Origin of the sequence: Acinetobacter sp. YH01019 (assembly GCF_013420285.1) — a bacterium.
Taxonomy (GTDB): domain Bacteria; phylum Pseudomonadota; class Gammaproteobacteria; order Pseudomonadales; family Moraxellaceae; genus Acinetobacter; species Acinetobacter gandensis.
The window spans coordinates 1-25,926 of sequence record NZ_VOYM01000054.1 but is presented as its reverse complement, the minus strand read 5'-3'; the positions used below and the strand labels follow the sequence as shown (position 1 = coordinate 25,926).

Here is a 25,926-nt window from a genome sequence, read left to right as displayed (position 1 = left end):
CGGTTTTAGAAAGAGTTGTAATTTCTCCAAAAAGATTGAAAACCATTTTAAAGCCTTCGACTTAACCTTTTTTTACATCAATAATGGTTTCATTTAATGTCAGCATACTTTTTGAAACACCACCAAATTTTCTATACCAAACAAAGAAACATAAGCATATTTTTTATCAAAAAAACTCTTATGTTTAAGCCTTACGGACAGTGGTAAATACTTCCTTTCCTGTTCTTTGATTGATTGAGCTTTTAAAAAACTATTCCAGAAGAAAGTTTTCCCAACTCCCCAAGACCCCGTAATCGAAATTGCTATTCCTATATTTTCATTTTTTCTAAAAATTTCTTCTAACCGTTGTTTTTGAGACTGATTCATTTTCTTGAAATATTAAAGACTTGTATACTTTATATCTGCAAAAAATCATAAATTCAATCACATAACTTTCGACATGAATGTCGCCTGTTTGACTGGGACAGCACGGATGTGCCCTCAGTCAAACAAAAGCATTTTGCCTACTTTTGTGCTTTCAAAAGTAAGATAAATCCTATGCAATAAAAAATAACTCAAAACTCAAAACTCAAAACTCAAAACTCAAAACTCAAAAAATTAACGTAAATAATGAAACACACCTAACTTATCCAACACATCCAACGTCAACTGCTTACGCTCCGCCACATCATCCCCTGCTGCCATCTGCATATTCAAACTAAACGCTGTAATCTTGCCATGACCATCATCTACCCAACCGGTATACCACCCAACTTGCGGCTCTACATCCATACCCCAACCACTTTTGGCATATAACTTCGCATCCCCACGGCTTTCAATATAAAGCATGTCTTTGACTTGCTTCTGTACAACAACATCAAAAGGCAAGGTTTGTGTGGCAAGTTGATAAGCAAATTGGACTTCTTGCTCGGGCGTGATTTTCAGCGGCCCGACCAACCAGAAGTTATCAACTTGCTGGCCAATATTACGATTTCCAAAACCTAACCGTTTAACTTCCTGTTGCATTAACGCCAAGCCAATTCGCCTTGCCAGTTCCTGATAAACAGGTACAGCGGAGGCCTGCATCGCCTCGCCCAATGTCAGGTCTTTTTCCCAAGTGGGAAACGCACGCTTTTCGCCATTCCATTTAAATATTTCACTCTTGGTCGCTTTAGCATGCTGTAGACCAATTAAAGCATTCAACATTTTAAATGTAGAAGCTGGAATATATTCTGTTTGCGCACGTTTTAAATCATTACCATATTGCCGCAAAGTTGAACCATCAAAGGTCACAAACACTGCCTGCGTCTGCGCTTGATTGAACAAAGCAGTAATCTCTTGTACCCGAATATCGGCGGCTTGATTATTTATAGCTGTAGGCGAAGTGGAATGTGCTGATTTCATAACACTCACCTGCTTAGTACAGCCATATAGCCCGAAAAAAAGCACAAATAGAACTGATATTTTTTTCATGTGATTATTTTTCAATTTTGGATTCAGTTAAAATTATAAAATGTGAAGTAAGCCAATACTGTTTCTTTTTATCCTCAATCGCACTTATCATATCTCGGTCAATCATCGGTATAGATGACACATATTTATATTTTTCTCATTCAACAAGAATAATCAACAATGAATAAATTTCTACTTTGTTTTGGTCTTTTAATCTGCCCGATCGCAAGTTTTGCCGATGGCTACCTCAATGAATATATGGTGCTGTTTGTTTCTCAAGAAGATCCTGATCTCAGTCCTTGGAAAGACCTCCCACAATGTATTGCACACAGCACGCCAACCGCACAAAAAGGTATTTTTGAAAACCAATATACCTATGCAAATGGTGATGCCCTCACTACGATATTCTTAAGCTCAGATAAAATTAAAAATGGCGAGTGTGAACATCTCATTCATTTTCCTGATGATATTAAAGGCTCAGGTGTATTTGAAAGTTATTACCCTAATGGCAAAAAACGTAGTCAGATTGAATATCAAGATGGGTACTATCAAGGAAAAATACAGTTTTGGTTTGCCAACGGTTTGAAGGAACAAGAAAGCGCAATCATCAATGGTGAGTCTGAGGGTGATTACAAGATATGGCATCCCAATGGGCAAATTGCGCTATCCATGAAATATAAAAATGGAATTGAAAGTGGTATACGCCAGCGCTGGTATCAAAATGGTAATCCTTGGACCTACGCAACATTCCAAAACAATAAATTGATTGGCGATTTAAAAATGTGGTTTGAAAATGGAAAATTGGAACGTCAAGGGTCTTACCGCGATGGTGTGCGCCATAATATTTATAAAATTTGGTATAACGATGGGCAACCAGAAGCAGTCTTGCAATACAATTTAGGTAAGATCAGTTCTGCACAATGTTGGAATAAAACAGGCACTTCATTTTCAGGGCAAGCCTGTTCAAATCGTTATAAAGACGAACAATAGACTATACATAGAGTAAGCAAAATATCGTGATTAAGACGATACTTGGTCACGACCCGCAGCTTTTGCTCTAAACAGTGCTTGATCTGCGCGCTCTAATAAACTGATCCAACTGGTTGCACCAACCGTAACACCAATACTCACGGTAATCGCCAAATGTGGAACTTCGCTGGCAATACTTAGCGGTGCTTGTTGAATGTCTAGTCGAATGATTTCTGCAATTTCTTGGGCTTTATCTAATTCAATGCCCTCAATAAGCACCAAAAACTCATCGCCGCCATAACGTACAACCAAATCCGAAGATCTTACATGTTGACGCAGTTGATTCGCGACATGTTGGATCACAACATCACCAACGATATGCCCATATTGATCATTCACCTGCTTAAAGTGGTCGATATCAATAATAATTAAAGTTGTTTGTTTAAACTGCGAGGGTTGAGACTCACGGAACTTAATGTATTCATCCAGTGCAAAACGATTAGCTACACCTGTTAAAGAGTCTGAATTGGCAATATGTTTCAGTTGAAACTCTAAGGCATCACGCTGCTGCAACATATTTTCAATACGATGAATTGCATCAAATAAGCTTAAAAAATCATTTTGTATTATCTTCTGATTGACCTCATTCAATGCCACGGGCGGCTGTGGATGTCTAGCCAATTTAAACAACTGATAACGTGCACGAATGAGTGGCTCAAACACCCATTTTTTTGCATAAATCATAGTCATCACGGCAGTCAGCAGTGAAACCAATGATAAAAATAGCGTGAAAAACAATTTATCGCGTGCATTATTTTTTTGATCGTCCGCAACTTTTAAACTGTAATCTAGAATATAACTCTGTAATTTGACTACGGTCACGAATTTATCCACCATCGCATCTGTCAATTGAGTACCATCTAAACTGTAGGGTTCCTGCTGTGTGCTTTGCTGTACTAATCCAGCAATAATGGGTAAACCCTTGTCAAGAAATTCAGTTTTTACCGCATTATGCAGTTGGCTAAACTCATTGGTTTTATCATGTTCTGATTGCACCACATGAATCAGTTCCCATAAATAACGCGCTTGGCGCTGAGTCTGTAAAGTATGTGCTAAATTTCCTTCAGGAATTGGCTGTTGAAAAGATACAGCCGCCATAATATTTGAAGCAACACGACCAGCTTGATCTCGCAGCTCCGCAAGCAATAAAATTAGGGTGTAATAATTCGATACTGGCGTATCTTTACCATGTGAATAATTAACTAATTTTTGTAGGGCGATGTAGCTTTGGTCCCAGGCCTGAAACATGCTAATGATGGCATGATCAAGCTGTTCTGCATGACGCTGCTCCCTAGGCAAAGCAATATAAGCATCCACAGTACGGCGACCTTTATTGAGATAAGGTGCAAGATTTGACTCTAATTGTTGAGCAATCGGAGTAAAGCCTTTCTGCTTTAAAGTGTTTACCGTGTTGCGATACTGCTGGTCTACCCCTTCCCGATATTGTTTTAATTCTACAATTTTTTCTTCACGCTGCTTGCCATGACTCGACATAGCACTATTAGCCGGTGCGCGCTCACGTGAAATTTGATTGGAAAGGTCGGCCACCATTTTAAGCATTTGAATTTCTTTCAATGCTTCAGCGCTTTTCACATAATTTTGATAACTACTGACAATGAGCGGCACACTGATAAAAACAATGGACAACACAATGACCAGCATGGCGATCTGTAGCCGACGGCTAATATGCTCAGTTCTTAAGGTTTCCATCTAATTTATGCCCCACTGCTGCATACCCCATAAAATGCCGTAGGATTGATTCATCCTCATCGACATTTTTCGCTATAAAATATAATAAAAATTTATAAAAACTATAATGAATATATCTAAGTCTAAATCTTATACAAAAGTGAATAATCTGTCACATTCTTCCGCAAAGATATTTGAAAAATAATGACTTTATCAGTTGAATGAAAAAAATGCGTATTTTTTTCTAAATAGTTCCTTATAAAATATTTACATGCGCAATAAATTGGTGCACAATGCACCGCATTAGGGCACGCTAAAGTCATTCCTCAGCAGAATATTTTAGTTTCCCGAAGATTTTGGCTAAAAAATCCTGATTTTTCTATAAAATCAGGATTTTTTTTGCCTATTACTCAGAGCTGAGAACAATCAATCTTGAAAATAAGCATCATTTTGGTGCATTTTTTAATATAATCATTCATCTTTATTTTTTACTTTATCTTTCAATAAAAATTTTTAAACAAAAAAAAGCCCAACCTTGGGGAAAGCTGGGCGAATAAAAAACAAACTATGGAGAATCAGGGTCAAAGTCACACTTTTAAGCTGTGTTCTGACTCGATTAACAAATTATGCTGTATTAAAAACCTGATGTAAAGCCTAGTAATCCACTAAGGTATGAATTACGCCTCATTTAAATAATTTTTATGTGACCAATACATCAAATACCCAAAAGAAATGTATATTTATTATGCAATAAAACTGATTTTGCCTAACTTATCAGCGCTTATTTATCAATTCAGTCGCTTAAATAGGCTCAAAAGCGTTATTATTCACACTATTTTTAAATGTTTTTTTGAATTAAATAAATATTTATAATTGTTTTTTCAAATCAAAAAATGACTGATTTTTTCAAGTGCCTACCAATTTTTAGTTTTTTTCTTTTCTTATTTAATTGTTCTCAATGATATTTTTAGTATGACTACGCAGTTAGAGTAAAAGCTGCATTTTTTATTATGAAAATTTGCTTTGATTCAAGCCTTGAATAATAATCTTTAAGATCATTGACTTAATAAATTGTTACAATACAATGCACAATGTTTAATCCATTTGTAACAACTGGTAGAAAATCATGAAAAAACTCGGTTTAGCCACTGCTTTATTATTAGCGATGACCGGTGCTCAAGCTTACCAATTCGAAGTACAAGGTCAAGCAGAATACATCGACACAACTGCAAACGACAAAGACTTTACTGGTGGTGTTCAAGGTACTTACTACCTTAAAAACGTTGACTCTACAAAAGGTCCTTTAGCTGAAGCTGCGTTCCTTAACCAAGCATCTAACGTTTCTGTAGCGTATAACTACGGCGAAGTTGGTTCTAAAGGCACTGACGTTGTTGCTCATAACTTTGGCGCTAAAGCTGAAGCTTATGTTCCAACTAAAGTTGTTCCTGTATACGCTAGCGCTTCTTACAGCCACACTATCCTTGACAGCAAAAATGCAAACAACACTGACAACACTGACAACAACGGTGACCGTTATGCATTAGAAATCGGTGCGCTTCCAACTCAAAACTTCTTAGTTGCTGTTGGTTACACTAGCGTTGCTGATCAAGCTGCTGTTGATGCGTTCAACGTAATGGGCAACGGTGTTGCTAAAGCTGCTGCTGAAGCTACAACAATTGGTCAAGACCAAGATGCAATCACTGCACGTACTAAATACGTTGGTGCAATTGACGATACAAATATGGCAATCGGTTTCGAATCTGGCATCATCTACGGTGATGACACAGCATTCCAATTAAAAACTGATCTTTTTGTAACGCCTAAATTAAGCGTTGGTGCTTCTTACGCTGAATCTAGCTTTGCTGGTACTCCAGACTCAGCTTGGGGTGCAAACGTAAACTACTTCATCACTCCTGCTGTTGCAGTTGGTGCGAGCTACGTAAATGCTAACTATGAAGCTGAGAAAGGCCAAGTATTAAACTTCGGCGACACTCAAACTGTGGGCGTAAATGCTAAATTCCGTTTCTAATTCCATTTAGAAGCTGAAATAAAAAAGGACGCAATTGCGTCCTTTTTTGTGTCTTACATTATTCTTGATCTTTGGATTTATGATGATTGGGTACATGGGCAATATATTGTAAAGCGATTAGCCTCGATACAATTAAAGCCAGATACATCACACCACAAAACATTTGCAGCATGGCCAATACTCGCGCAGGAGCACTCATTGGCATTAAATCAGACAAGCCTGTAGCCGACTGTAAACTAAAACTCAAAAATAATAGATCAAGCCAAGACTGTAAGCCGGGCTCCGCTGGATTCACGAAACTATCGGGATAAATTAATTGGCAAATGCTATATAAAAATGCAAAAGCCCATGCAATTAAGGTAAAGACAGCACCCGCTGCAAACAACTCATCTTTGGTCAAATATCGGTCTGCAAACATATAGCGTAATACCCCATAAGCCGCACTCAAATACGCACAGGCTTCAAAAGCATGGGCAATAATCTGAATATTCGGGTCGTTTACCCCAAACATAATCAGGGTCGAAAATAGCACCGCACATCCGACAAAACTCAGCCCCAAAATCGTAAACATCGGCGTTTGTCGAATGACTTTAGCAATAATCAATAAAACCAATACGCCCAAGACCCATAATAAAGCACGGAATGATGGACTCTCACGGGTAAAAGCTGTGAGTACCAAAATCAGAAATTGTGTGAGTAACAACCAGGCCGAAGGCAATAAGCGAAACCCTTTCCAAAAATCTACCAATCCTTGCATTGTTCATTTTCTCAATATGCTTTGGGCGAATATTCAAATTGTTCTTATCACGAAATTTATGCTTAATCTCGAAGCCAAACATTTATTCTAAATTAGCATGAACATCTATTTTTTCTGCAAATATTTGTTGATGTCATCACATTCATTTCTCTCCTATCCTAAGTATTTGCGCTTACAAATACGGTCATAAAAGGTGATGTAAATTTAACCACAAAGGTACAAAGTAAAAAAATGCGTTGTATGGGAAGAACAATAATGAATATTCGTATATTTTTACTTGCGTGATGCTGTGCGTTTTTCATTTCAGCCTGTAGCCAAAATGACACACCACTCGATGGCCATGAAAATTATATTGGTACATGGCAGAACGCCCAAAGTGAATTAATCATTCGCCCATCGGGTAATGTGAATTACAAGCATCAGGAACACACTGAAAAAAGTATCGCCAATGAAACTTTTAGTGGGATGCGACAAGCCGATATCAAAGCACGTGTCAGTAGTTTTGGCGACCAAAGCTTTACCATTGGACAGAACGACCTCAGCCATCAATTCCGGATTGATCGTGCGCCGTATCGAGATGATCAAGGCCATTGGAAAATGAGTATTAATGGTGAAACTTTGACTCGAAAATAAACTCTGAAAATAATCTTACTCGGTGCATTTTCAAACATGCTGACAATAAAAAGCCCCGATCAATGTCGGGGCTTTTTTCGATGTTTCAGATTAGTGATCTGAAGCACCAGAGATACCAATACCTGTTTGTGAACGTACATACTGTGCATCGAATGCTTTACGTTCTGCTTGTGCTCGCGCTGAGTTATCAGTCACAGAGAACAACCAGCAGCAGATGAATGCCAATGGCATTGCAAAGATTGCTGGACCATTGAATGGGTTAATCGGTGTTTCAGAGATTGCGAATGTATCTACCCAAACGGCTTTAGACAATACAATCAGGACGACTGCAGTCGTTAGACCTACAACACCACCAATCACCGCACCACGCGTGGTTAAACCTTTCCAGAACATTGACAATACAAGTACTGGGAAGTTTGCACACGCTGCTACAGAGAATGCCAGACCCACCATGAACGCTACGTTTTGTTTCTCGAACAAGATACCTAAAATCATCGCAAAGATCGCAAGACCTAAAGTTGCAATTTTAGACATGCGCAGTTCTGATTCAGGTGTCGTTTGACCTTTCTTGAATACGTTTGCATACAAGTCATGTGAGATTGCAGAAGCACCTGAAAGTGTCAGACCCGCAACTACCGCAAGAATTGTTGCGAATGCTACTGCTGAAATGAAGCCCATGAACAAGTCACCGCCTAACGCATCAGACAAGTGCACCGCAGCCATGTTGTTACCACCTACAAGCTCAAGCTTGCCAGTCACTGCCATTTTCGCTACATCAAGGAATTGTGGGTTGTTCGATACATAAAGGATCGCACCAAAACCGATGATGAAAGTTAATAGGTAGAAGTAACCAATGAAACCTGTTGCCACAACCACTGATTTACGTGCTTCTTTTGCATCTTTTACCGTGAAGAAACGCATCAAGATATGTGGCAGACCTGCTGTACCAAACATCAATGCAAGACCAAGAGAAATCGCATCAATCGGGTTTGCTGCAAGTTTACCTGGACCCATAATGTTGGTTGCTTCAGCTAAAGTTACATCATGCACTTTAGAGAATACTTCAATCGATTGAGAGAACATTTCAGAGAAACTGAAGCCCACACCTTTCATAACCATGAATGCCATGAAAGTCGCACCAGACAATAGCATTACAGCTTTAATGATCTGTACCCAAGTTGTCGCCAACATACCACCGAAGATTACGTAAGCCATCATCAGAAGGCCAACAATCACCACAGCGATGTTGTAGTTCAAACCGAATAACAGTTTGATCAACTGACCCGCACCCACCATCTGTGCGATTAAGTAGAATGCAACTACTACAAGTGAACTGATCGCAGCTAAAGTACGTACTGGTTTTTCAGCCAAACGGAATGAAACCACGTCCGATAAGTTGAATTTACCCAAGTTACGAAGACGTTCAGCCACCAAGAACAATACGATTGGCCAACCAACCATGAAGCCCAATGAATACAGTAGACCGTCAAAGCCTGAACTGAATACCATTGCAGAAATACCCAAGAATGATGCTGCTGACATATAGTCACCGGCAATCGCGAGACCATTTTGGAAACCCGAAATACCCCCACCCGCTGTATAGAAGTCAGCAGTGTTGGTGGTTTGCTTCGCAGCCCATTTGGTAATCAGTAAGGTAAAGCCCACAAAGATGGCAAACATGATAATTGCATGCCAGTTGGTTGCTTGTTGCTCTGCAGCACCTAAATCAGGTCCTGCCATTGCCATGCTCGACATGAGCAATGCTGGTGCTGCCAGCGCTTGTGCTTTCAATGAATTCCATTTCATCTTAGTGCGGTCCTTTTTCATGAGCGATTGCTTCAACTTCACGCATTGCTTCTTGGTTTAATGCATCCAACTTGTTGTTCGCGATATATGAATACACACCACAAAGCACAAATGACAGAACGATAATGCTCAGACCTAATGGCATACCAATCGTTGTTACACCACCGCTTACGGATTGCATCAAAAACTCTTTGTTGTAGCCTACAAGCAGCATGAAGCCGACATAAACCACTAACATGATGATCGTCAAAGTCCAGCTTAGCTTACTTTTACGGCTCACCATTTCCTTAAATTTTGGATTCTGTAGAATTTGTTCTACCTGTCTTTCATCCATAATGTTCTCCTTACGCCGAACCTTGGCGTCAATTTTTTAATTCGAATTATTTCGAAGCTAAACTTACCAATGTTCCTTATTGTTTGTAATTTAGACTTTGGTCGTTAAATTTTGAGCAATTACCTTTATAAACGGATGGATGCGGTATTATTAACGCAGGATTAATATGCTGTAGGCTCTATGAATAGTTGGCTCATTGTCGGGGTGCTGGCCCTTTACATCGCATTACTTTTTGTTTGTGCATTCTTTGGTGAAAAGCATGCCAGCAGGCTCAGTACCCGCGGCAGAATGTTACTGTTCAGTCTGACTTTAGGGGTTTACTGTTCCTCTTGGACCTTTTATGGCGCAACTGGTGCCGCGGTTCGTGAAGGCATTATTTTTCTACCGATTTACTTAGGCCCCTTACTGTTCGTCGCTTTAGGCTATGACATTTGGCGCCGTCTCGGTCGTGTACGTCAGCATCATGCCATTTCATCCATTGCCGACTTTGTTGCAGCCCGTTATGGTAAAAGTGGTCCCTTGGCCTCTTTGGTGACCATTCTTGCCGTCATTGCCATTATTCCTTACTTGGCCTTACAGCTTCGCGCCATTGCGCTAAGTGCTACGGTTATTTTAGAGCCGACAGCTGGATTGACAGGAACCACCAATAGCGTGTTGTTCCTCACCGGTATTTTGGCCATTTTGGCCATGATGTTTGGCACACGACAAATTGCCAATACCGAGCAACATGGCGGCCTCATGCTTGCTGTGGCTTTCGAATCTTTTGTTAAGCTTTTTGCTTTATTGGCAGTTGCGCTGTTCTTTGTATTTGAATCGCCTGAAAATATGGCACAAATCAGCCATGACATTAGCAGTACATTTAAAGATGTGCAGCTCAAAGGCGTGCCTGAAAGTTTTTGGGTTCAAACATTATTGGCGGCGCTTGCGATCATCTGCCTACCCCGACAATTCCATGTCGCGGTGGTAGAACTCCGTGATGAAAAACATATTCGTGGTGCGCGTCGTTGGTTTGCCGTTTATCTGATTTTAACCATTGTGGCAATTATTCCGATTGCCAGTTGGGCGCTCCATGCAGCACCAGCGTATTTAGCTATTCCAGATGTCGCAGTACTATCGTTACCCTTAAGTTATAACCAAGACTGGTTGACCTTATTGGCATTTTTAGGGGGCTTTTCGGCCTCTACAGGTATGCTATTAGTCTCATCCGTTGCACTCTCAATCATGCTTAGTAATGACTTGATTATGCCTGCACTGTGGCGTACTAAGCTGTTATCTCGTCATGATAAGCGCTTGCCCTTAGTTCTAAAATTCACACGCCGAATTTGTATTTTAGCTGTGATGTTACTGGGCTTCTTGTTTTTCCATTTCTTTAATGACATTGACCAACTTTCAGTTTTTGGCCTGTTAGCGTTTAGTGCGGTGGCGCAATTCGCCCCTGCCCTCATCGGTGGCTTATATTGGCGTGGTGGTAGTAAACAAGGGGTTTATGCGGGTTTAATTACAGGTTTTGGCATGTGGGCATATACGCTGTTATTACCAACGGTATTACGTAGTCTACCTGCACAATTTCAAGATTTTACCAACCAACTTTTAATGTATGGCCCTTTTGGTCTGAGTTGGTTGCGTCCAGAAGCGCTCCTAGGCTTTGAATCTTTTGATGCACTGACACATGGTGTGGTTTGGGCATTAGGTCTCAACATCACTTTGTACATTTGGATATCACGTGTGTTCCGTCCAAGCGTGGCAGAACAAATTCAAGCAGAAAGTTTCTTTTACTATGAAACCAAACCGCTGCCAACACAAAGTGCAAACAATGACATCAGTTATATTCATCACGATGTTGCACGTTTAAAAGTAGGTGACTTAATTACCCTTGCCAAACGTATTACAGGTGATGGTCCAACCACGCGTGCCTTCACTCAATTTTGTGCACAAAACAATGTGGTGCTGAATGAAAATAGCAGTGCCAACGGTATGTGGTGGCGTTTTACCGAACAATATTTAGCGGGAACCATTGGTGCAGCCTCGGCACGTACTCTACTCACCACTGCAATGGTGAATAATGGTTTGGCTCTTGGACAAGTCGCAAATATTCTTGACCAAGCCTCGCAGTGGCAACGTTTTAACCAAAACCTGATCATGACCATGATCGACCATATGACCCAAGGGGTATCAGTTGTCGATGAAAATATGTGTTTGGTTGCTTGGAATAATCAGTACCTCAAACTATTCGATTATCCAAAAGATATTGTTTATGTAGGATGCCCAATTTCAGACTTGATTCGTTATAACGCTGAACGTGGTGAATGTGGTCCAGGTTCGGTTGAAGAACATGTCCGTAAGCGCATGCACTGGATGCAAGTCGGAAGTGCGCATGAGTTCGAGCGTATCCGTAAAGATGGCCGTGTAATTCAAATGCGCGGCAACCCCATTGAAGGTGGCGGCTTCGTAACCACTTTTGCTGACATTACCGCTTTCCGTGAAAACGAAGCCTTACTTGAAGGCCGTGTACAAGATCGTACCCAACAATTGGCCGATGCACTGTCAGAACAACAATTGGCACGTGAACAGGCCGATAAAGCCAACATGTCAAAAAGCCGCTTTATTGCTGCTGCAAGTCACGATTTATTACAACCAATGCATGCAGCGCGTCTGTTCAGTACTGCTTTAGAACAAAGTGTACAAAACGATGATGACCGTAAAACCTTGCAGCAGCTAGACCGTGCACTGCATGGTGCAGAAAGTATGCTCTCTGCCCTGTTGGATATTGCCCGACTCGAAGGAGGGACAATTCAACCGAAACGCCAGCCTTATCCATTACACGATTTACTCAGTGACCTTGAACTACAATTTAAGTCGATTGCAGCACAGCGTAATATTAAACTCAGCGTACATGACGCTCAGTTCTGGATTGATACTGATCCGCAGTGGATTCGACGCATCATTCAAAACTTTGTCAGTAATGCTTTGCGCTACACAGCACGTGGTCGCGTCGTTGTCGGCGTTCTGCGCTCAGCACGTCCGGGGCACATTCGGATTGGCGTTTGGGATACTGGTCCAGGCATTGCCGAAGAACAACGGATTAAATTATTCCAAGAATTTGAGCGCTGTGGACATACCTCGCCATGGGGTGAACAAGGTTTAGGGCTAGGACTTGCGATCGTGCAACGGATGACCAGCTTGCTCGATTACCCTGTACATGTCTACTCAGAACTCGGTCATGGCTCTTGCTTTATGATTGAAGTGCCCGTGGTAGCTGCACCTAAAGTCGTGGCTGCTCCAACTCAGGCTGTACCGCTCAAAACCAAGGCCTACAAAATTCTTTGCTTGGACAATGATGAAACCATTTTGGAAGGTATGTCGACCTTACTGACCAAATGGGGTTATCAAGTGTTTAAAGCAACAGAACCTGAACAAGCGATGGAATTAATCAAACAGGAAAATATTCAGGTTTGGTTGGTCGATCAGCACTTAAACAATAATAAAATTGGCCTCGATTTTATTATTGAGAACCGTCAAGAAAATGTACCTGTTGCATTGATCACAGCAGATTCGGATCCTGAACTGCCACAGCGCTTAAAAGATTTGAATATTGTCTTGCTGAAAAAACCTTTGAAACCAGCATCATTGCGTTCTTGGTTATCTGGCTTGAAAATTTCCAAGTAAAGTCGCTAGATGGTTATGTGAAAAAAGGCCCATTTCAGTCACATGAAATGGGCTTTTCTTTACCAAGAATTTACTTTCAATTACCCAAATGGCGAAAGATCATTGCTCCCAGGCAAAATATTTCAAAATCAGCCCAAATTCACGCATATATATTGACCAAAATCATCAATTTTCGAATGCCTATGGCAAAAAATAACCAATCTATAAGTGAACACTTGTACACTTAGTTACAATTTAAAATATAATTGATATATAAGTAGTTTTCATACTAAATAAATAAAATTAAAACTTTAGTCGTATATTTATACAGCAGTCTTCGATCTAAAAATAATCATAAGAAATTGATCAGTTTCTAACATCTTTAATGAGCCTTCACCCACTCCATTTGAGAAGCTGATCGTTCACTCAATAAGGAGTCTATTGTGAATATTTCTAAAGTTGTTCCACATGGTTTCGATCAAAACCTACAATTTCATCGTCAATATGGTGTTAATTCAATTTTGCCAGAAATTGATTGGTCGACTTTGTTCAAATTCAGTAAGCTCGACGAGACACAAATCGCCGCACTCGAAACCTTATACCGCAGCGCTGTTCCCCTCGCCCTGCAAGTTTTTGATGAACTAAATTTTGACGTGTTCGCACCCAACGCCTATAAGCCCCAAGGACTTGGATTGTTCGATCGTTTGGCTGAGCAAGAAGAGCTTCTGTTACAAAGTCTAGAGGCTGAAAGCAATTGCTTAAGTGAAGCAACCCGTCATCAAATTTGGAGCATGTTACTGCGTGGTGGTGCCGTATTGGTCTTTAAAGCATGGCTCGGTAAAGTCAAAACTGATCAAAACCAACTCGACAAAACCCAATTTGATGAATTGTCAGATTTGCTCTTTATTAAAACCTCACCATTTGAATTGGCACAGCGTCTAGGTGTACATGCCAACTCAGATCAAGATCATATTTTCTTAATGTATGACAACGACGTCTATTTAGATCGATTCAATAGCTTAGAAACAGCGGCGCTGTTTGTTGATCTTGGTGTCTATGATGCGGCATTTTTAAGTCTACGTGATGATCGGGTGGCTGATTATTTAAAATCACGTGGCTATGTGTCTGATGAACAAATTGATGAATTACAGTGTGCACTAAACCCACTGTACTGTACTGATCTCACTCCAAAACAAGACTATATCGCTTAAACCTTGTAATCGATCTCTTTGATCTAGATTCTGTTTGATATAAATGCATCAGCATAAAAAAGACCTCCAAATGGAGGTCTTTTTTATTGCATTGAATCTTGTTAGATTTTTTTCTCATCAATATTTAATGCATTAATGGCTAGAACTGCTTGCGTACGGTTTTGCACACCTAGTTTACGGAAAATTGCAGTGACATGTGCTTTGATGGTTGCTTCTGACACATCAAGTTCATAAGCAATTTGTTTATTCAATAGACCTTCAGCCACCATCATCAATACACGGAATTGTTGTGGTGTGAGTGACTGAATACGTTCAGCCAATGCTGTTTCATCTGCTGCGCGTGGGTCAAAGTTCATGTTGGCTGGTAAATTTGGCGGCAACCAAATTTCACCTTCAAGCACTTGACGAATGGCTTCACCAATATGACTCGGATGTGCCGATTTCGGGATATAGCCCATTGCACCGTGCGCAATAGCACGTTGAATAATTGAAGATTCTTCATGTGCAGAAACCACAATAATTGGAATCGACGGGAACTGAGCACGAATATGCACGAGTGCTGAAAAGCCTGAAGCACCTGGAAGGTTAAGATCAAGCAAAACAAGATCTGGCTCAGGGCCATTTTCAAGTCGTTCATAGCATTCATTGACTGCTGCAGTCTCATGAATTTGCGCCTGAGGCAAACTATAACGAACCGCCTGAATTAAAGCATGACGAAACAGCGGGTGATCATCAACGATTAAAATATTCATAAGCAAGGTGGAGAGATCTTGTGCACAATGACCCTATTCTAACCACACATGCTATGTGATGGATATGCAAGAACTTAATTTTTTGCATTTAATATGTAGAAATTCTGCACAAAATGCGCAATTCTTCTCATTTTCTATAAATCTTTAAATCTAATCACATTTTCATATAAATTTTATCAAGCAACTAAAAAAGCTTATCTAAAAGCAATATATGTTGATATTTCAACAATTTATTTTTTTTATTCCAACTAATTTAGTCCTATTCAGCGCATATCTTAAAATCAGATAACTTTTCTGATTTTGGTTATTTTACAGCTATACCCCCCATCGGGATTAATAAAAGGCATTCCGAGAAACCATCCTTTTAGGTTTAAAAAATGTCTAATTTAAATGTACAAAAACCCCTGAATATTGTTGCTGTGTCAGGTGGTCTAAACAACCCGTCAAAAACTGAAGCATTGGTTCAAGCCATTATTGATGAACTTGGTGATGCAACACCTATCAATGTACATTTCATTAAGTTTAGCGAAATTGGCAATCTATTGGGTGGTGCAATTTACCGCAACCAATTGCCACAACGTGTACAAGATGACTTAGCTGCGGTAGAAGCTGCTGATGCGTTAATTGTAGGTACACCCGTTTACCGTGCATCGTTCACTGGTTTATTTAAGCATTTCTTTGACTTTGTTGAACAAACAGCCTTGGTTGACGTACCTGTTTTACTCGCAGCTTCAGGTGGTTCTGAGCGTCATGCATTGGTACTTGAACATCAACTACGTCCACTATTTAGCTTCTTCCAAGCACAAACACTACCAATTGGTGTGTATGCAACTGATAAAGACTTCACACCTGAATACACCATTCACAGTGAATTATTACGTGACCGTATTACCCTTGCAGTTGCACGTGCTTTACCAATTTTGGAATGGGCTCCTGCAAAAGGTCAACGTGCTGAAGTCGTAAAAGAAAAATCACAACAAGCTAACCAAAACTTGGGCATTAATAAACAAATCGAACAAGAAGAAGTGCTGCCATCTGCTGCTGTACCTAATTTAGATGCGGCTGAAGCACGCCTACACAGCAAAAAACCACCACAAACACAAGTCGCTTAATGCAGCGTTAGCACTTATATCCAGAGGGTTTGCAAAATGTCAGTACAAGATAAAAACATAACATTTGCGTATTGGGTACCAAACGTGAGCGGTGGTTTGGTGGTTAGTAATATCGAACAACGTACCGATTGGAGCTATGACTACAACGTCCGTCTTGCCCAAGCAGCAGAAAAAAGTGGCTTCGAATATGCCTTGACGCAAATTCGTTTCACCGCTGGTTATAATGCCGAAAATCAGCATGAATCAGTCAGCTTCAGTCATGGTATTTTAGCCAAAACAGAAAAACTCAAAGTGATTGCTGCTATTTTGCCAGGCCCTTGGAAACCGGCTTTGGCCGCGAAACAATTGGCCACGATTGACCATCTAAGCAATGGCCGAATTGCCATTAATGTCGTGAGTGGTTGGTTCCGCGGTGAATTTGATGCCATCGGTGAAGAATGGCCGGAGCATGACCAACGTTATGCACGTTCTGAAGAATTTATCCGTAGCTTAAAAGGCGTTTGGACTCAAAATAACTTTAATTTTGATGGTAAGTATTACCAGTTTAAAGACTACACGCTGTCGCCTAAACCCATCCAAAAACCACATATTGAGATTTTCCAAGGCGGAAGTTCACGTGCAGCACGAGATATGGCTTCACGTGTATCAGATTGGTATTTCACCAATGGCAACACACCAGCCGAACTAAAAAAACAAATTGATGATATTCGTGAAAAAGCCAAGGCCAATAATCATCAGGTCAAAATTGGTGTGAATGCTTTTGTGATCGCCCGTGATACTGAAGAAGAAGCACAAGCGGTACTCCAAGAAATCATTGCCAAAGCCAATATCCAAGCGGTGAATTCATTTGGTGATGCGACACGTGAAGCAGGTGCTGCCACGGCTGAAGGCGAAGGTAACTGGGCAAAATCAACTTTTGAAGATTTAGTTCAGTATAACGATGGTTTTAAAACCAACTTAATTGGCACACCACAGCAAATTGCTGAACGCATTGTCGAATTAAAAAGTGTAGGTGTCGATTTGGTTCTTTCTGGCTTCTTACACTTTATTGAAGAAGTTGAATATTTCGGTGAAAAAGTGTTGCCACTGGTTCGTGAACTTGAAGCACAACAGCAGCAAGTTGTGTCAGCAAAATCAGCTTAAAACTGATTCTGTACAAGTCCATACAATCAGCATAATAACGATAGAATGGTAACTCCAATTTCATCCCCCAAGGCTCGGCTTGGGGGATTTTTTATGCGGATGGATAAAAGATAAGATCGGCACGCATAGAAATGACATCAAAACATGAGCAATGAATAGTGCGCGCTTCAGATAAAAATCGAAATTTAAAAATTATTTTTGAGCCTGGAAATGTGCTACAGCTTGATGACTTCAACTTAATCACCTTCAAAGTAATCTTGACTAGAATCACCGCCATATCAAATTAAGCAAAAATCTCCATATCATGCGATGTACTAACGTTTGCCTTATCCCAAAGCAAAGCATAAAAACAACTTCTTTGCGTTTATAACTCATTTAGATTTTTATACACTGTTCAATCTTATGCTGCATCCACAAAGGTAGAGCTATGCAATTGGTTTGGTTTCGCCAAGATTTACGACTGCAAGATCACACTGCACTTTGGCATGCTCGACAATCTGGTCCAACGGTTGCGTTCATAGCACTATCCCCACAGCAGTGGGCACTTCATGACGATGCTGCAATAAAAATTGATTGCTACTTAAGGCAACTTCATATTTTGCGTCAGCAATTGGACACGTTGAATATTCCGCTCATCATCCAACATATTCCGCTATGGTCTGGCATTGCCCATACACTCGGTGAAATTTGTATGGAACTAAAAATTAAACAAGTACATGCACATGTTGAATTGGGTGTGAATGAACTACGACGCGATGCGCAGGTTCAACAACAATTAGAACAGCAAGGGATCTCGGTACAGCTTTATCATGATCGAACCCTCTTTCCAGTCGGTAGCATTCGAAATCAATCCAATAAACCTTATCAAGTCTTTGGCGCATTTAAGAAAAGTTGCTATGAACGACTCAGCATCAGTATACCGAGTTGCTACCCAGCCATTGATGCGCAAACCGCTTTAGCCAAGCATGCCCTGTGGCAAACACCCTTCACTCTAGATGATTTTTATTCGGCGAAGATCAGTACTGAACAGCAAACGCTTTGGCCAATGAGTGAAGCCCATGCACAGCATTGCTTAGATGAATTTATGGCCCATGGTCTAGCCCATTATGCTGATGAGCGTGACTTTCCTGCGCTGAACAGTACCAGTCGCATAGGGTTATATTTGAACCTTGGAATTTTATCGATTCGTCAGTGCCTACAAGCCTTATTTCGTGAGCAAAACGGCTACTTTCACTTAGAAGGCAAAGGACAACAAACATGGCTAGATGAATTACTTTGGCGAGAATTCTATCAACATATTTTGTTTGATTTTCCGCGTGTTTCTAAACATCAGCCCTTTCAAATCAAGACAGCTCGCATTGCTTGGCGTGATGCCCCGCAAGATCTAGAGGCCTGGCAGCAAGGTCAAACAGGTATTCCTATTGTCGATGCTGGCATGCGGCAACTTTTAGCAACGGGTTGGATGCATAACCGTGTTCGTATGATTTGCGCCATGTTCCTGAGTAAAAATTTACTGATTGATTGGCGACTGGGTGAGCAATGGTTTATGCAACATTTAGTCGATGGTGATTTGGCTGCCAATAATGGTGGTTGGCAATGGTGTGCTTCTACAGGTACGGATGCTGTGCCCTATTTCCGTATTTTTAATCCGATCAGCCAATCGCAAAAGTTTGATGCGCACGGTGATTATCTACGCCAGTGGTTACCTGAATTGGCGCATCTTGATGCCAAACAAATTCATGAGCCTTATGCTAAAAATCTGCAATTAGACTTAAATTACCCGAAACCTATCGTAGATTTAAAACAATCACGCTTACGTGCGATTGAGATATTTAAAGCGTTGGGCTGAAATTTTTACATTGCACAGACTGAACAATATTATGCATATTTTCAGCGTAGTGAAAGATAGCCGTCGCGCAATTTAGTCCTTACAATAAGCAAAAACAGAGTAGAGTTCTCCATGTATACAGGCATCGTGCAAGGTTTAGAAAAAGTCTTAGAAGTTCGTCAAGGCAATGGCTTCACGACTTTGGTGATTTCCAATAATCAGAATTTTTTCCACGATGTTTTTATTGGTGCAAGCGTGGCAATTAATGGCGTGTGCTTAACAGCGACACAGATTGATCTTGGCGCAAATCAAGTACATTTTGATGTGTCTGACCTGACCAATCGCTTAACCACATTAAAACTACTCAGCGCAGGTGATGAGGTGAATATTGAACGCTCTGCCAAAGTTGGTGCTGAAAATGGTGGGCATAATTTGTATGGACATATTGAAGGTACGGCTCAAGTCAAACAACTGAGCCGACATGGCGATACCCTGCATTTAGATATTCAAATCCCAAACGGTAATATTAAATATTTCTTTCTCAAAGGCTTTATTGGTTTAAATGGATGTAGCTTGACCGTGAACCGTGTCGACCGCACGACATCAGAAATTTCAGTCGATCTCATTCCTGAAACGCTACGATTGACCACGTGGAAAGACATTCAAGTCGGTGATACCGTCAATTATGAAATTGACCAAACCACACGAACTTTGGTTGATACTTTAGAAAATATTCACCAACGTTAAATATTAAAAAAGCCTCCATTTGGAGGCTTTTGATTTTGATCTACGAGTAAAAACTAGGATCGGGCACTTTAGCTGTCAATACCCATTCACCTAGCTCTTGATATTTATAATCAATTGGATCATGCAATGTCTGTGTCCGCACATTACGCCAGAAACGGTCTAGGTTTAGCTTCGCAGTAGTTGCTCGAGCCCCCATCACTTGGAATATATTTTGGGTTATAAATAATGAACTATTGGTTGCTGCAATTTTTGCTGTTGCAATTGCAATTGACACCTGACCTCGTTGCTCGGCATCCAGGGCTTCGCCAATATCCCATGCCCATTGTAGAGTATGAACCGCTTTTTCAGCCAGCAAGCGTACGCTCTCGAGTTGCACATAAAATTCTGCAAAATGCTTTTGGGTAAAGGGATCATTCACTGCATTTTCAGCTAAAGATTTTGACCATGCTTTTTGGCTTTGTACCGTTTCTTTTGCTGTTTCAAATGCCCCTTCGGCTACCCCCAAGAACATATGTACAAAGATCAACTGTGCAATCAAAGGGCGTAAACTCGAATACGGTGTACTTAATGGGCCTGGGTTCAATAATAATTCATCTTTATGAATTTTCACCTGCTCAAAATGGCTGGTGCCGCTGTCCGTTTGGCGTTGTCCCATATTGTTCCAATCACCTAAAAAACTGACACCTTCACGCGCGGTTGGAATCACCCCTATCAGTAATTTATTCTCTGCATTGAAGCCTGAGCATAGTAAAACGTCTGAGTCTATTGAACCTGAACAAAAGCTTTTATCACCATGAAATATGAACTCATGTTCAGAAAGTTGAGACGCCGTCGTGCGTCGATCGAGTGGATTTAATGTATTACCCCAAAATAGATTTTCACGCGCCGTTTGTTCAAACCATGGCCCATATTGTTCAGGCTGGGCAAAAAGTTGAACTGTCGCAATCAATAAATGATGGAAACCATAAACATGTGCCAAAGAGCTATCGACTTGCGCAATGGTTTGAATGGTTTTGAAAATCGTATGCCAATCTGCACCCTGCCCACCATATTGTTTTGAAATGGATAAACCCAACAAACCACTTTGGCGAATTAAATCTCGCTGGGCTTTGGGGTTTCCTCCGGTCTTGTCACGCTCTGCTGCGGTCTTGGCAAATTCAGCCGCCAGCTGTTGTGCAATTTCAATAGGTGTTTGAGTCAGTTGAGTAGAAGCATTCATAAGTCTGTCTGATTATTCTATTACCGTTTTAGCTTAACAAAGCTGAGGCATATGGCTTAGCTAAATGCCTGCAGTCTATATCTCTAAAATCTATATCTTGGGATGGATTCAATGCCTAAAGTTAGATAACTTCGTGGGCTAAATTTTGCATACGTCGTTTGTGTAATGATCAAATATCATGAACGTTCGCGCTTATTTTTAAGGAAGGAGCACTTTTATGTCCTAACATAAAAGAATGTGTAAGAAGTACCTCTCCTGCTCCAAACCTTCTCCCAAGAGGGAGAAGGTGCTCTCAATCATAATTTTATTGCTAATAAGTCCTTATGACTTTGGATACACTGTCGCAATTAGATGCTCGACCACTTGTGGCTCTGCCAAAGTCGAAGTATCGCCTAAACTATCTAGCTCATTTGCCGCAATTTTTCTTAAAATACGACGCATGATTTTACCTGAACGTGTTTTCGGTAACGAGGGTGCCCAGTGTAATGCATCAGGAGTTGCCACAGGACCTAATACTTTACGTACCCACGCTACCAATTCTTGCCGTAATTCATCTGTTTCGACAGCATCCGCCTGTAAGGTCACGAAGGCACAAATTCCCTGCCCCTTAATATCATGTGGCATCCCCACAACCGCCGATTCAGCTACAGCATCATGTGCTACCAAGGCACTTTCAATTTCAGCTGTACCCAGTCGATGCCCTGAAACATTCAAAACATCATCCACACGACCGGTAATCCAGTAATAGCCCGACTCATCTCGGCGCGCACCATCTCCAGTGAAGTATGTGCCTGGATAGGTAGAGAAATAGGCCTCAATAAAGCGCTCAGGATCCCCCCAAATCGTCCGCATCTGCCCAGGCCAAGAGTCCTTAATCACTAAGTTTCCTTCCACTGCGCCTTCAAGTTCGTTGCCATCTGCATCGACAATTGCAGGCTGTACACCAAAGAACGGACGTGATGCAGAACCTGGTTTCAAATCAGTTGCACCTGGCAATGGGGTAATCATGAAGCCGCCTGTTTCCGTCTGCCACCATGTATCGACAATTGGACAACGGCTTTCACCCACTACGGTATAGTACCAATTCCATGCTTCAGGGTTAATCGGTTCACCCACCGAACCTAAGAGACGTAAACTGCTGCGGTCACTTTCACGAACAAAGGCATCCCCTTCACGCATCATCGCGCGAATCGCAGTTGGTGCGGTGTAGAGAATGGTGACATTGTGCTTATCGACAATATGTCCGGTCCGAGCCCAACTTGGATATTGTGGTACACCTTCAAACATGACTGTGGTTGTACCATTCGACAATGGCCCATACAACACATAAGAATGTCCCGTAATCCAACCGACATCGGCAGTACACCAAAATACATCATCTTGTTTAAGGTCAAAAACTTCACGGAAGCTGCAATTGACATAGGTTAAATAGCCGCCAGTGGTATGCAAAACACCTTTTGGTTTACCTGTTGAACCTGATGTGTACAAAATAAACAGTGGATCTTCGGCATTCATGGGTTCAGGTGGGCAAATGTCATTCACTGACATAATTTCCATGTGGTACCACAAGTCACGCTCAGGCTTCATTTCAATTGGGTTACCAGTACGGTGTACCACAATCACATTTTGCACCGATGCTGTACCCTGAATGTCTAATGCGACATCCACATTTTCTTTAAGTGGGATCGGCTTACCGCCTCGCATACCACAGTCAGCAGTAATCACCACTTTCGCTTGACTGTCTTCTATACGACTGGCTAATGAATCCGGTGAGAAACCGCCAAAGACCACACAATGTACCGCCCCAATCCGCGTACAAGCCAACATTGCAATTGCAGCTTCTGGCACCATTGGCATATACAGCACTACACGGTCGCCTTTACCTACCCCATGTTTTTTCAATACATTGGCAAAACGGCAGGTTTCATCATGCAATTCTTCAAAGGAAATAATTTTATGCCGTGAGGGATGATCCCCTTCCCAAATGATAGCCGGTTTATGTGGATGCTCTTTTAGGTGTCGATCTAAACAATTGGCACTGACATTGAGCTCACCATCAGCAAACCATTCGATTTTGAAATTATCTTGATGAAAGTTAGTATTTTTTACTTGAGTGAATGGCTTGATCCAGTCAAGCTTTTGCGCCTGTTCCGCCCAAAATTCGTCCGGTTGTTCAATGGATTGCTGATAACGCTCAAAATACTCTGTATCAGTGGTACGTGCGGTTTTCTTAAATTCTGCTGGTACTAGATAGATTTCTTTCATTGTTCGCTTCCTTGATCTTGTTCTATCTCATCACGAGAGCTTGATGGCATTTTGTTGATTGTTTTTTATGCATAATGGCAGTATGTACTGCATATTTCAAATCCGACAATCATGCTTTCGTCGTAGATTATTTATTCAAATTCAATCAGAATAACTTCGGATAACGCTCACTATGGCCAAAGTCAGCCAGATATTGCTATCGTCAAATAAAATGAGTCTCCCACTCTCGCTGTATTTTATACAGGCTTAGGATCTTGCCCATGAATTCAACTGACCCTTCCTATTTCCCTCCTCCTTTTCCTGCAGCAGATCATCCCTTATCGATCAGGGGCCGATTTGGACGTTTAAGTTTTATTGCCTGGTCTGCATTTTTACAGTTTATTTTCTTATGCAGCAGTATTGCGCTAGGTTTAAGTATTGATATTGTGAACATTGCCAGCCTATCGGTAGATTCGAACTGGCAAATTTCCCTACATGGCCTGTCCAGCCTGTTTGCCTTGGCAATCATGCTGGTCTACCTGTATTTCGGTATTGTGATTACGGTACGGCGCTTACACGATCTGGACCGCAGTGGTTGGTGGATGCTGCTATTCTTTGTGCCTTTGATCAATCTTTTTGTCTGGATCTATATCCTGCTTTTTCCAGGAACAAGAGGCAGCAATCAGTATGGCCCAATACGTACAAGCCCCGTCTGGGAAAAGATTGTAGCTTGGCTGGTAATCATTTTTACCGTATTGAGCCTATTGGCGACGACTGCATTATTCTCTTATATGAGTGAAGGTGAACCTTCAAGAATCCCAAGTGAAGTGAAACAAAAAACGACTGAGTTCTTTTAAACCAATTGTGTCTGTTTTGCATAAATATATTGTGTATAAACTTCGCTGTTGTTAATTTTTTGCTGTAGTTGAGGCAAAATAAGCGAAATTTAAATTGTGGAGTTTTTGTGGCTGAGCAAGAGAATACTTTAAGCCAGGTAACTGAAGGGACGACTGAGCTCCTGCATCAGGCGACTGAAAAAACTGCCCAAACTGTGATCGAACATACCTCCAAGTACAATGATGCCTATAGCACCATTGACAAGATCATGGAGGGTTTCTGGGAGCGTGTGCCTTATTTCTGTATTGCGCTAACAGTCATTGTCATTTTCTGGTTACTGTCAAAACTGTTTAAGTTTTTTGTCCGTAAGACTTTAGAAAACCGTACTTATACCCGACAGAATCTGGTGCTGGTGCTGAACCGTGTCGGTAGTACCGTGATTGTTTTCTTCGGTGTTTTAATCGGGCTGGTGATTGCGATTCCAGGTTTCACCCCAGGTCAGCTGATGAGTGCGCTTGGGATTGGTTCGGTGGCGATCGGTTTCGCATTTAAGGATATTTTCCAGAACCTGCTCTCAGGTGTACTGATTTTACTGGGCGAACCTTTCAAGATTGGCGATGACATTATCGTCAATGGCATGGAAGGTACCGTGGAAGATATCCAGATTCGTGCAACCTTTTTACGCTCTCCAGATGGCCGTCGTATCGTAATTCCAAATGCTACGGTCTATACCAGTGCAGTCACAGTGAATACTGCTTATACCCGTCGCCGCTGTGAATTTTCGGTCGGGATCGGTTATGAAGATGATATCCAGAAAGCCAAGGATATTATTACTGCAATTCTGGATAAAGATCCGACCATCCTGAGTCAACCTGCATTTAGCGTCAATGTGATTGCACTGGCAGACTTCTCGATTACCCTCAAAGCCTTATGGTGGGTCAATACCACTGAAACAGGCATAGGCACCTCAATCAGTGCCGTTCAGGAACGGGTGATTCAAGCCTTTGCTGAACATAACATTTCGATTCCTTACCCAGTACAGGAAGTCAAAGTCTATCGTGGTGATCAAACCGAGACTGAAGCATCAACAGCTAAATAAGCGCCCTAAAACGTATGGAATGACAGTTTCAGTACGGATAATACGGTTGCCAAGACTTACCGCTTGGCAGCCGTTTTTTATGAGTAAATCAACTTCATAAGGGATGAATCCGCCCTCAGGGCCAATAATGATGCTACACGCATGATTGATCCCCGCAGGCATGGATTGTTCCACATAAGGATGCGCGACATAAGCCGGACAAGTCTCTGTAATCATGCTGGGTAAAATATCTTCGACAAAGGGTTTAAAGCGTTTCTCTGTACACGACAAATTTCACAGAACCCTTATCCTATCAGGCTTCTGCCTTCTTAAAATTGCCAAAATCTCCTTAAACTCTTCTTTTTTCCCAAAACCAATTAAACGCTGAATCGCCATTTGAAC

General features: G+C 41.2%; 20 protein-coding genes and 2 pseudogenes. 12 read left to right on the top strand and 10 right to left on the bottom strand.

The features are described from left to right. Positions 1-97: pseudogene (locus FTT84_RS12410) on the top strand (IS1 family transposase); the annotation flags it as partial. A gap of 2 nt (positions 98-99) precedes the next feature. Here the strand turns inward: FTT84_RS12410 and FTT84_RS12405 are convergent. Together FTT84_RS12405 and blaOXA are read right to left on the bottom strand one after the other, a co-directional pair. Continuing rightward, complete coding sequence (locus FTT84_RS12405; protein WP_180081341.1) at positions 100-366, bottom strand: P-loop NTPase fold protein; 267 nt, start codon at positions 364-366, stop codon at positions 100-102. Between the two features lie 231 nt (positions 367-597). Next, positions 598-1,383, bottom strand: a complete 786-nt coding sequence (gene blaOXA, locus FTT84_RS12400; RefSeq protein ID WP_257223416.1) for a class D beta-lactamase — start codon at positions 1,381-1,383, stop codon at positions 598-600. Positions 1,384-1,611: 228 nt separating this feature from the next. On the opposite strand from blaOXA, the gene FTT84_RS12395 reads away from it, so the two are divergent. Continuing rightward, a complete protein-coding gene (locus tag FTT84_RS12395) occupies positions 1,612-2,421 on the top strand; it encodes a toxin-antitoxin system YwqK family antitoxin (RefSeq protein WP_180081337.1) in 810 nt (269 codons plus the stop codon). Positions 2,422-2,451: 30 nt separating this feature from the next. Here the strand turns inward: FTT84_RS12395 and FTT84_RS12390 are convergent, their stop codons facing one another. Continuing rightward, a complete protein-coding gene (locus FTT84_RS12390) occupies positions 2,452-4,170 on the bottom strand; it encodes a GGDEF domain-containing protein (protein WP_180058359.1) in 1,719 nt (572 codons plus the stop codon). 1,105 nt (positions 4,171-5,275) lie between these two features. On the opposite strand from FTT84_RS12390, the gene omp33-36 reads away from it, so the two are divergent. Next, entirely contained in the window at positions 5,276-6,178 is a 903-nt protein-coding gene (gene omp33-36 / locus FTT84_RS12385) for a porin Omp33-36 (RefSeq protein WP_180081335.1), read from the top strand. Between the two features lie 58 nt (positions 6,179-6,236). Here the strand turns inward: omp33-36 and FTT84_RS12380 are convergent, their stop codons facing one another. Continuing rightward, the gene (locus tag FTT84_RS12380; protein ID WP_067761555.1) at positions 6,237-6,935 is read right to left on the bottom strand and encodes an ion channel; all 699 of its coding nucleotides are present in this window, start codon (positions 6,933-6,935) and stop codon (positions 6,237-6,239) included. Positions 6,936-7,340: 405 nt separating this feature from the next. On the opposite strand from FTT84_RS12380, the gene FTT84_RS12375 reads away from it, so the two are divergent. After that, the gene (locus FTT84_RS12375) at positions 7,341-7,568 is read left to right on the top strand and encodes a hypothetical protein (protein ID WP_180058361.1); all 228 of its coding nucleotides are present in this window, start codon (positions 7,341-7,343) and stop codon (positions 7,566-7,568) included. Between the two features lie 90 nt (positions 7,569-7,658). On the opposite strand, the gene FTT84_RS12370 is transcribed toward FTT84_RS12375, so the two are convergent. Together FTT84_RS12370 and FTT84_RS12365 are read right to left on the bottom strand one after the other, a co-directional pair. After that, positions 7,659-9,374, bottom strand: a complete 1,716-nt coding sequence (locus tag FTT84_RS12370) for a cation acetate symporter (RefSeq protein WP_180081333.1) — start codon at positions 9,372-9,374, stop codon at positions 7,659-7,661. A gap of 1 nt (position 9,375) precedes the next feature. Continuing rightward, on the bottom strand, positions 9,376-9,708 hold the full coding sequence (locus FTT84_RS12365) for a DUF485 domain-containing protein (protein WP_067761561.1): 333 nt from the start codon (positions 9,706-9,708) through the stop codon (positions 9,376-9,378). A gap of 180 nt (positions 9,709-9,888) precedes the next feature. Here FTT84_RS12365 and FTT84_RS12360 point away from each other — a divergent pair, with 180 nt between their 5' ends. Both FTT84_RS12360 and FTT84_RS12355 read left to right on the top strand, forming a co-directional pair. Further along, complete coding sequence (locus FTT84_RS12360) at positions 9,889-13,374, top strand: PAS domain-containing hybrid sensor histidine kinase/response regulator (protein ID WP_180058363.1); 3,486 nt, start codon at positions 9,889-9,891, stop codon at positions 13,372-13,374. 422 nt (positions 13,375-13,796) lie between these two features. After that, complete coding sequence (locus tag FTT84_RS12355; RefSeq protein WP_180058364.1) at positions 13,797-14,564, top strand: hypothetical protein; 768 nt, start codon at positions 13,797-13,799, stop codon at positions 14,562-14,564. Between the two features lie 101 nt (positions 14,565-14,665). On the opposite strand, the gene FTT84_RS12350 is transcribed toward FTT84_RS12355, so the two are convergent. Then, entirely contained in the window at positions 14,666-15,316 is a 651-nt protein-coding gene (locus tag FTT84_RS12350; RefSeq protein WP_067761567.1) for a response regulator transcription factor, read from the bottom strand. Between the two features lie 377 nt (positions 15,317-15,693). On the opposite strand from FTT84_RS12350, the gene msuE reads away from it, so the two are divergent. The 4 genes from msuE (at position 15,694) to FTT84_RS12330 (ending at position 20,146) form a co-directional block, all read left to right on the top strand. Then, positions 15,694-16,428: an FMN reductase gene (gene msuE / locus FTT84_RS12345; RefSeq protein ID WP_067761569.1), complete on the top strand. Its 735-nt coding sequence runs from the start codon at positions 15,694-15,696 to the stop codon at positions 16,426-16,428. 36 nt (positions 16,429-16,464) lie between these two features. Beyond that, a complete protein-coding gene (gene sfnG / locus FTT84_RS12340) occupies positions 16,465-17,571 on the top strand; it encodes a dimethylsulfone monooxygenase SfnG (protein WP_180081331.1) in 1,107 nt (368 codons plus the stop codon). Positions 17,572-17,998: 427 nt separating this feature from the next. Further along, positions 17,999-19,420, top strand: a complete 1,422-nt coding sequence (locus FTT84_RS12335; RefSeq protein ID WP_180081329.1) for a deoxyribodipyrimidine photo-lyase — start codon at positions 17,999-18,001, stop codon at positions 19,418-19,420. A gap of 111 nt (positions 19,421-19,531) precedes the next feature. Next, the gene (locus FTT84_RS12330; RefSeq protein ID WP_067761575.1) at positions 19,532-20,146 is read left to right on the top strand and encodes a riboflavin synthase; all 615 of its coding nucleotides are present in this window, start codon (positions 19,532-19,534) and stop codon (positions 20,144-20,146) included. Between the two features lie 40 nt (positions 20,147-20,186). On the opposite strand, the gene FTT84_RS12325 is transcribed toward FTT84_RS12330, so the two are convergent. Both FTT84_RS12325 and acs read right to left on the bottom strand, forming a co-directional pair. Then, positions 20,187-21,365 (bottom strand): acyl-CoA dehydrogenase family protein, encoded by a 1,179-nt coding sequence (locus tag FTT84_RS12325; RefSeq protein WP_067761578.1) that lies wholly within the window; start codon positions 21,363-21,365, stop codon positions 20,187-20,189. Positions 21,366-21,686: 321 nt separating this feature from the next. Then, positions 21,687-23,630: an acetate--CoA ligase gene (acs, locus tag FTT84_RS12320; protein WP_067761580.1), complete on the bottom strand. Its 1,944-nt coding sequence runs from the start codon at positions 23,628-23,630 to the stop codon at positions 21,687-21,689. Between the two features lie 260 nt (positions 23,631-23,890). Here acs and FTT84_RS12315 point away from each other — a divergent pair, with 260 nt between their 5' ends. Together FTT84_RS12315 and FTT84_RS12310 are read left to right on the top strand one after the other, a co-directional pair. Next, positions 23,891-24,466 (top strand): DUF805 domain-containing protein, encoded by a 576-nt coding sequence (locus FTT84_RS12315; protein ID WP_034703916.1) that lies wholly within the window; start codon positions 23,891-23,893, stop codon positions 24,464-24,466. 107 nt (positions 24,467-24,573) lie between these two features. Next, positions 24,574-25,545 carry a mechanosensitive ion channel family protein gene (locus FTT84_RS12310; RefSeq protein ID WP_180057951.1) on the top strand — a complete coding sequence of 324 codons (972 nt, stop codon included), beginning with the start codon at positions 24,574-24,576 and terminating at the stop codon, positions 25,543-25,545. On the opposite strand, the pseudogene FTT84_RS12305 reads toward FTT84_RS12310, so the two are convergent. Next, a pseudogene (locus FTT84_RS12305) lies at positions 25,531-25,800 on the bottom strand (16S rRNA (uracil(1498)-N(3))-methyltransferase); the annotation flags it as partial. The gene FTT84_RS12310 and the pseudogene FTT84_RS12305 sit on opposite strands and share 15 nt — an antisense overlap. Between the last annotated feature and the right edge of the window lie 126 nt (positions 25,801-25,926).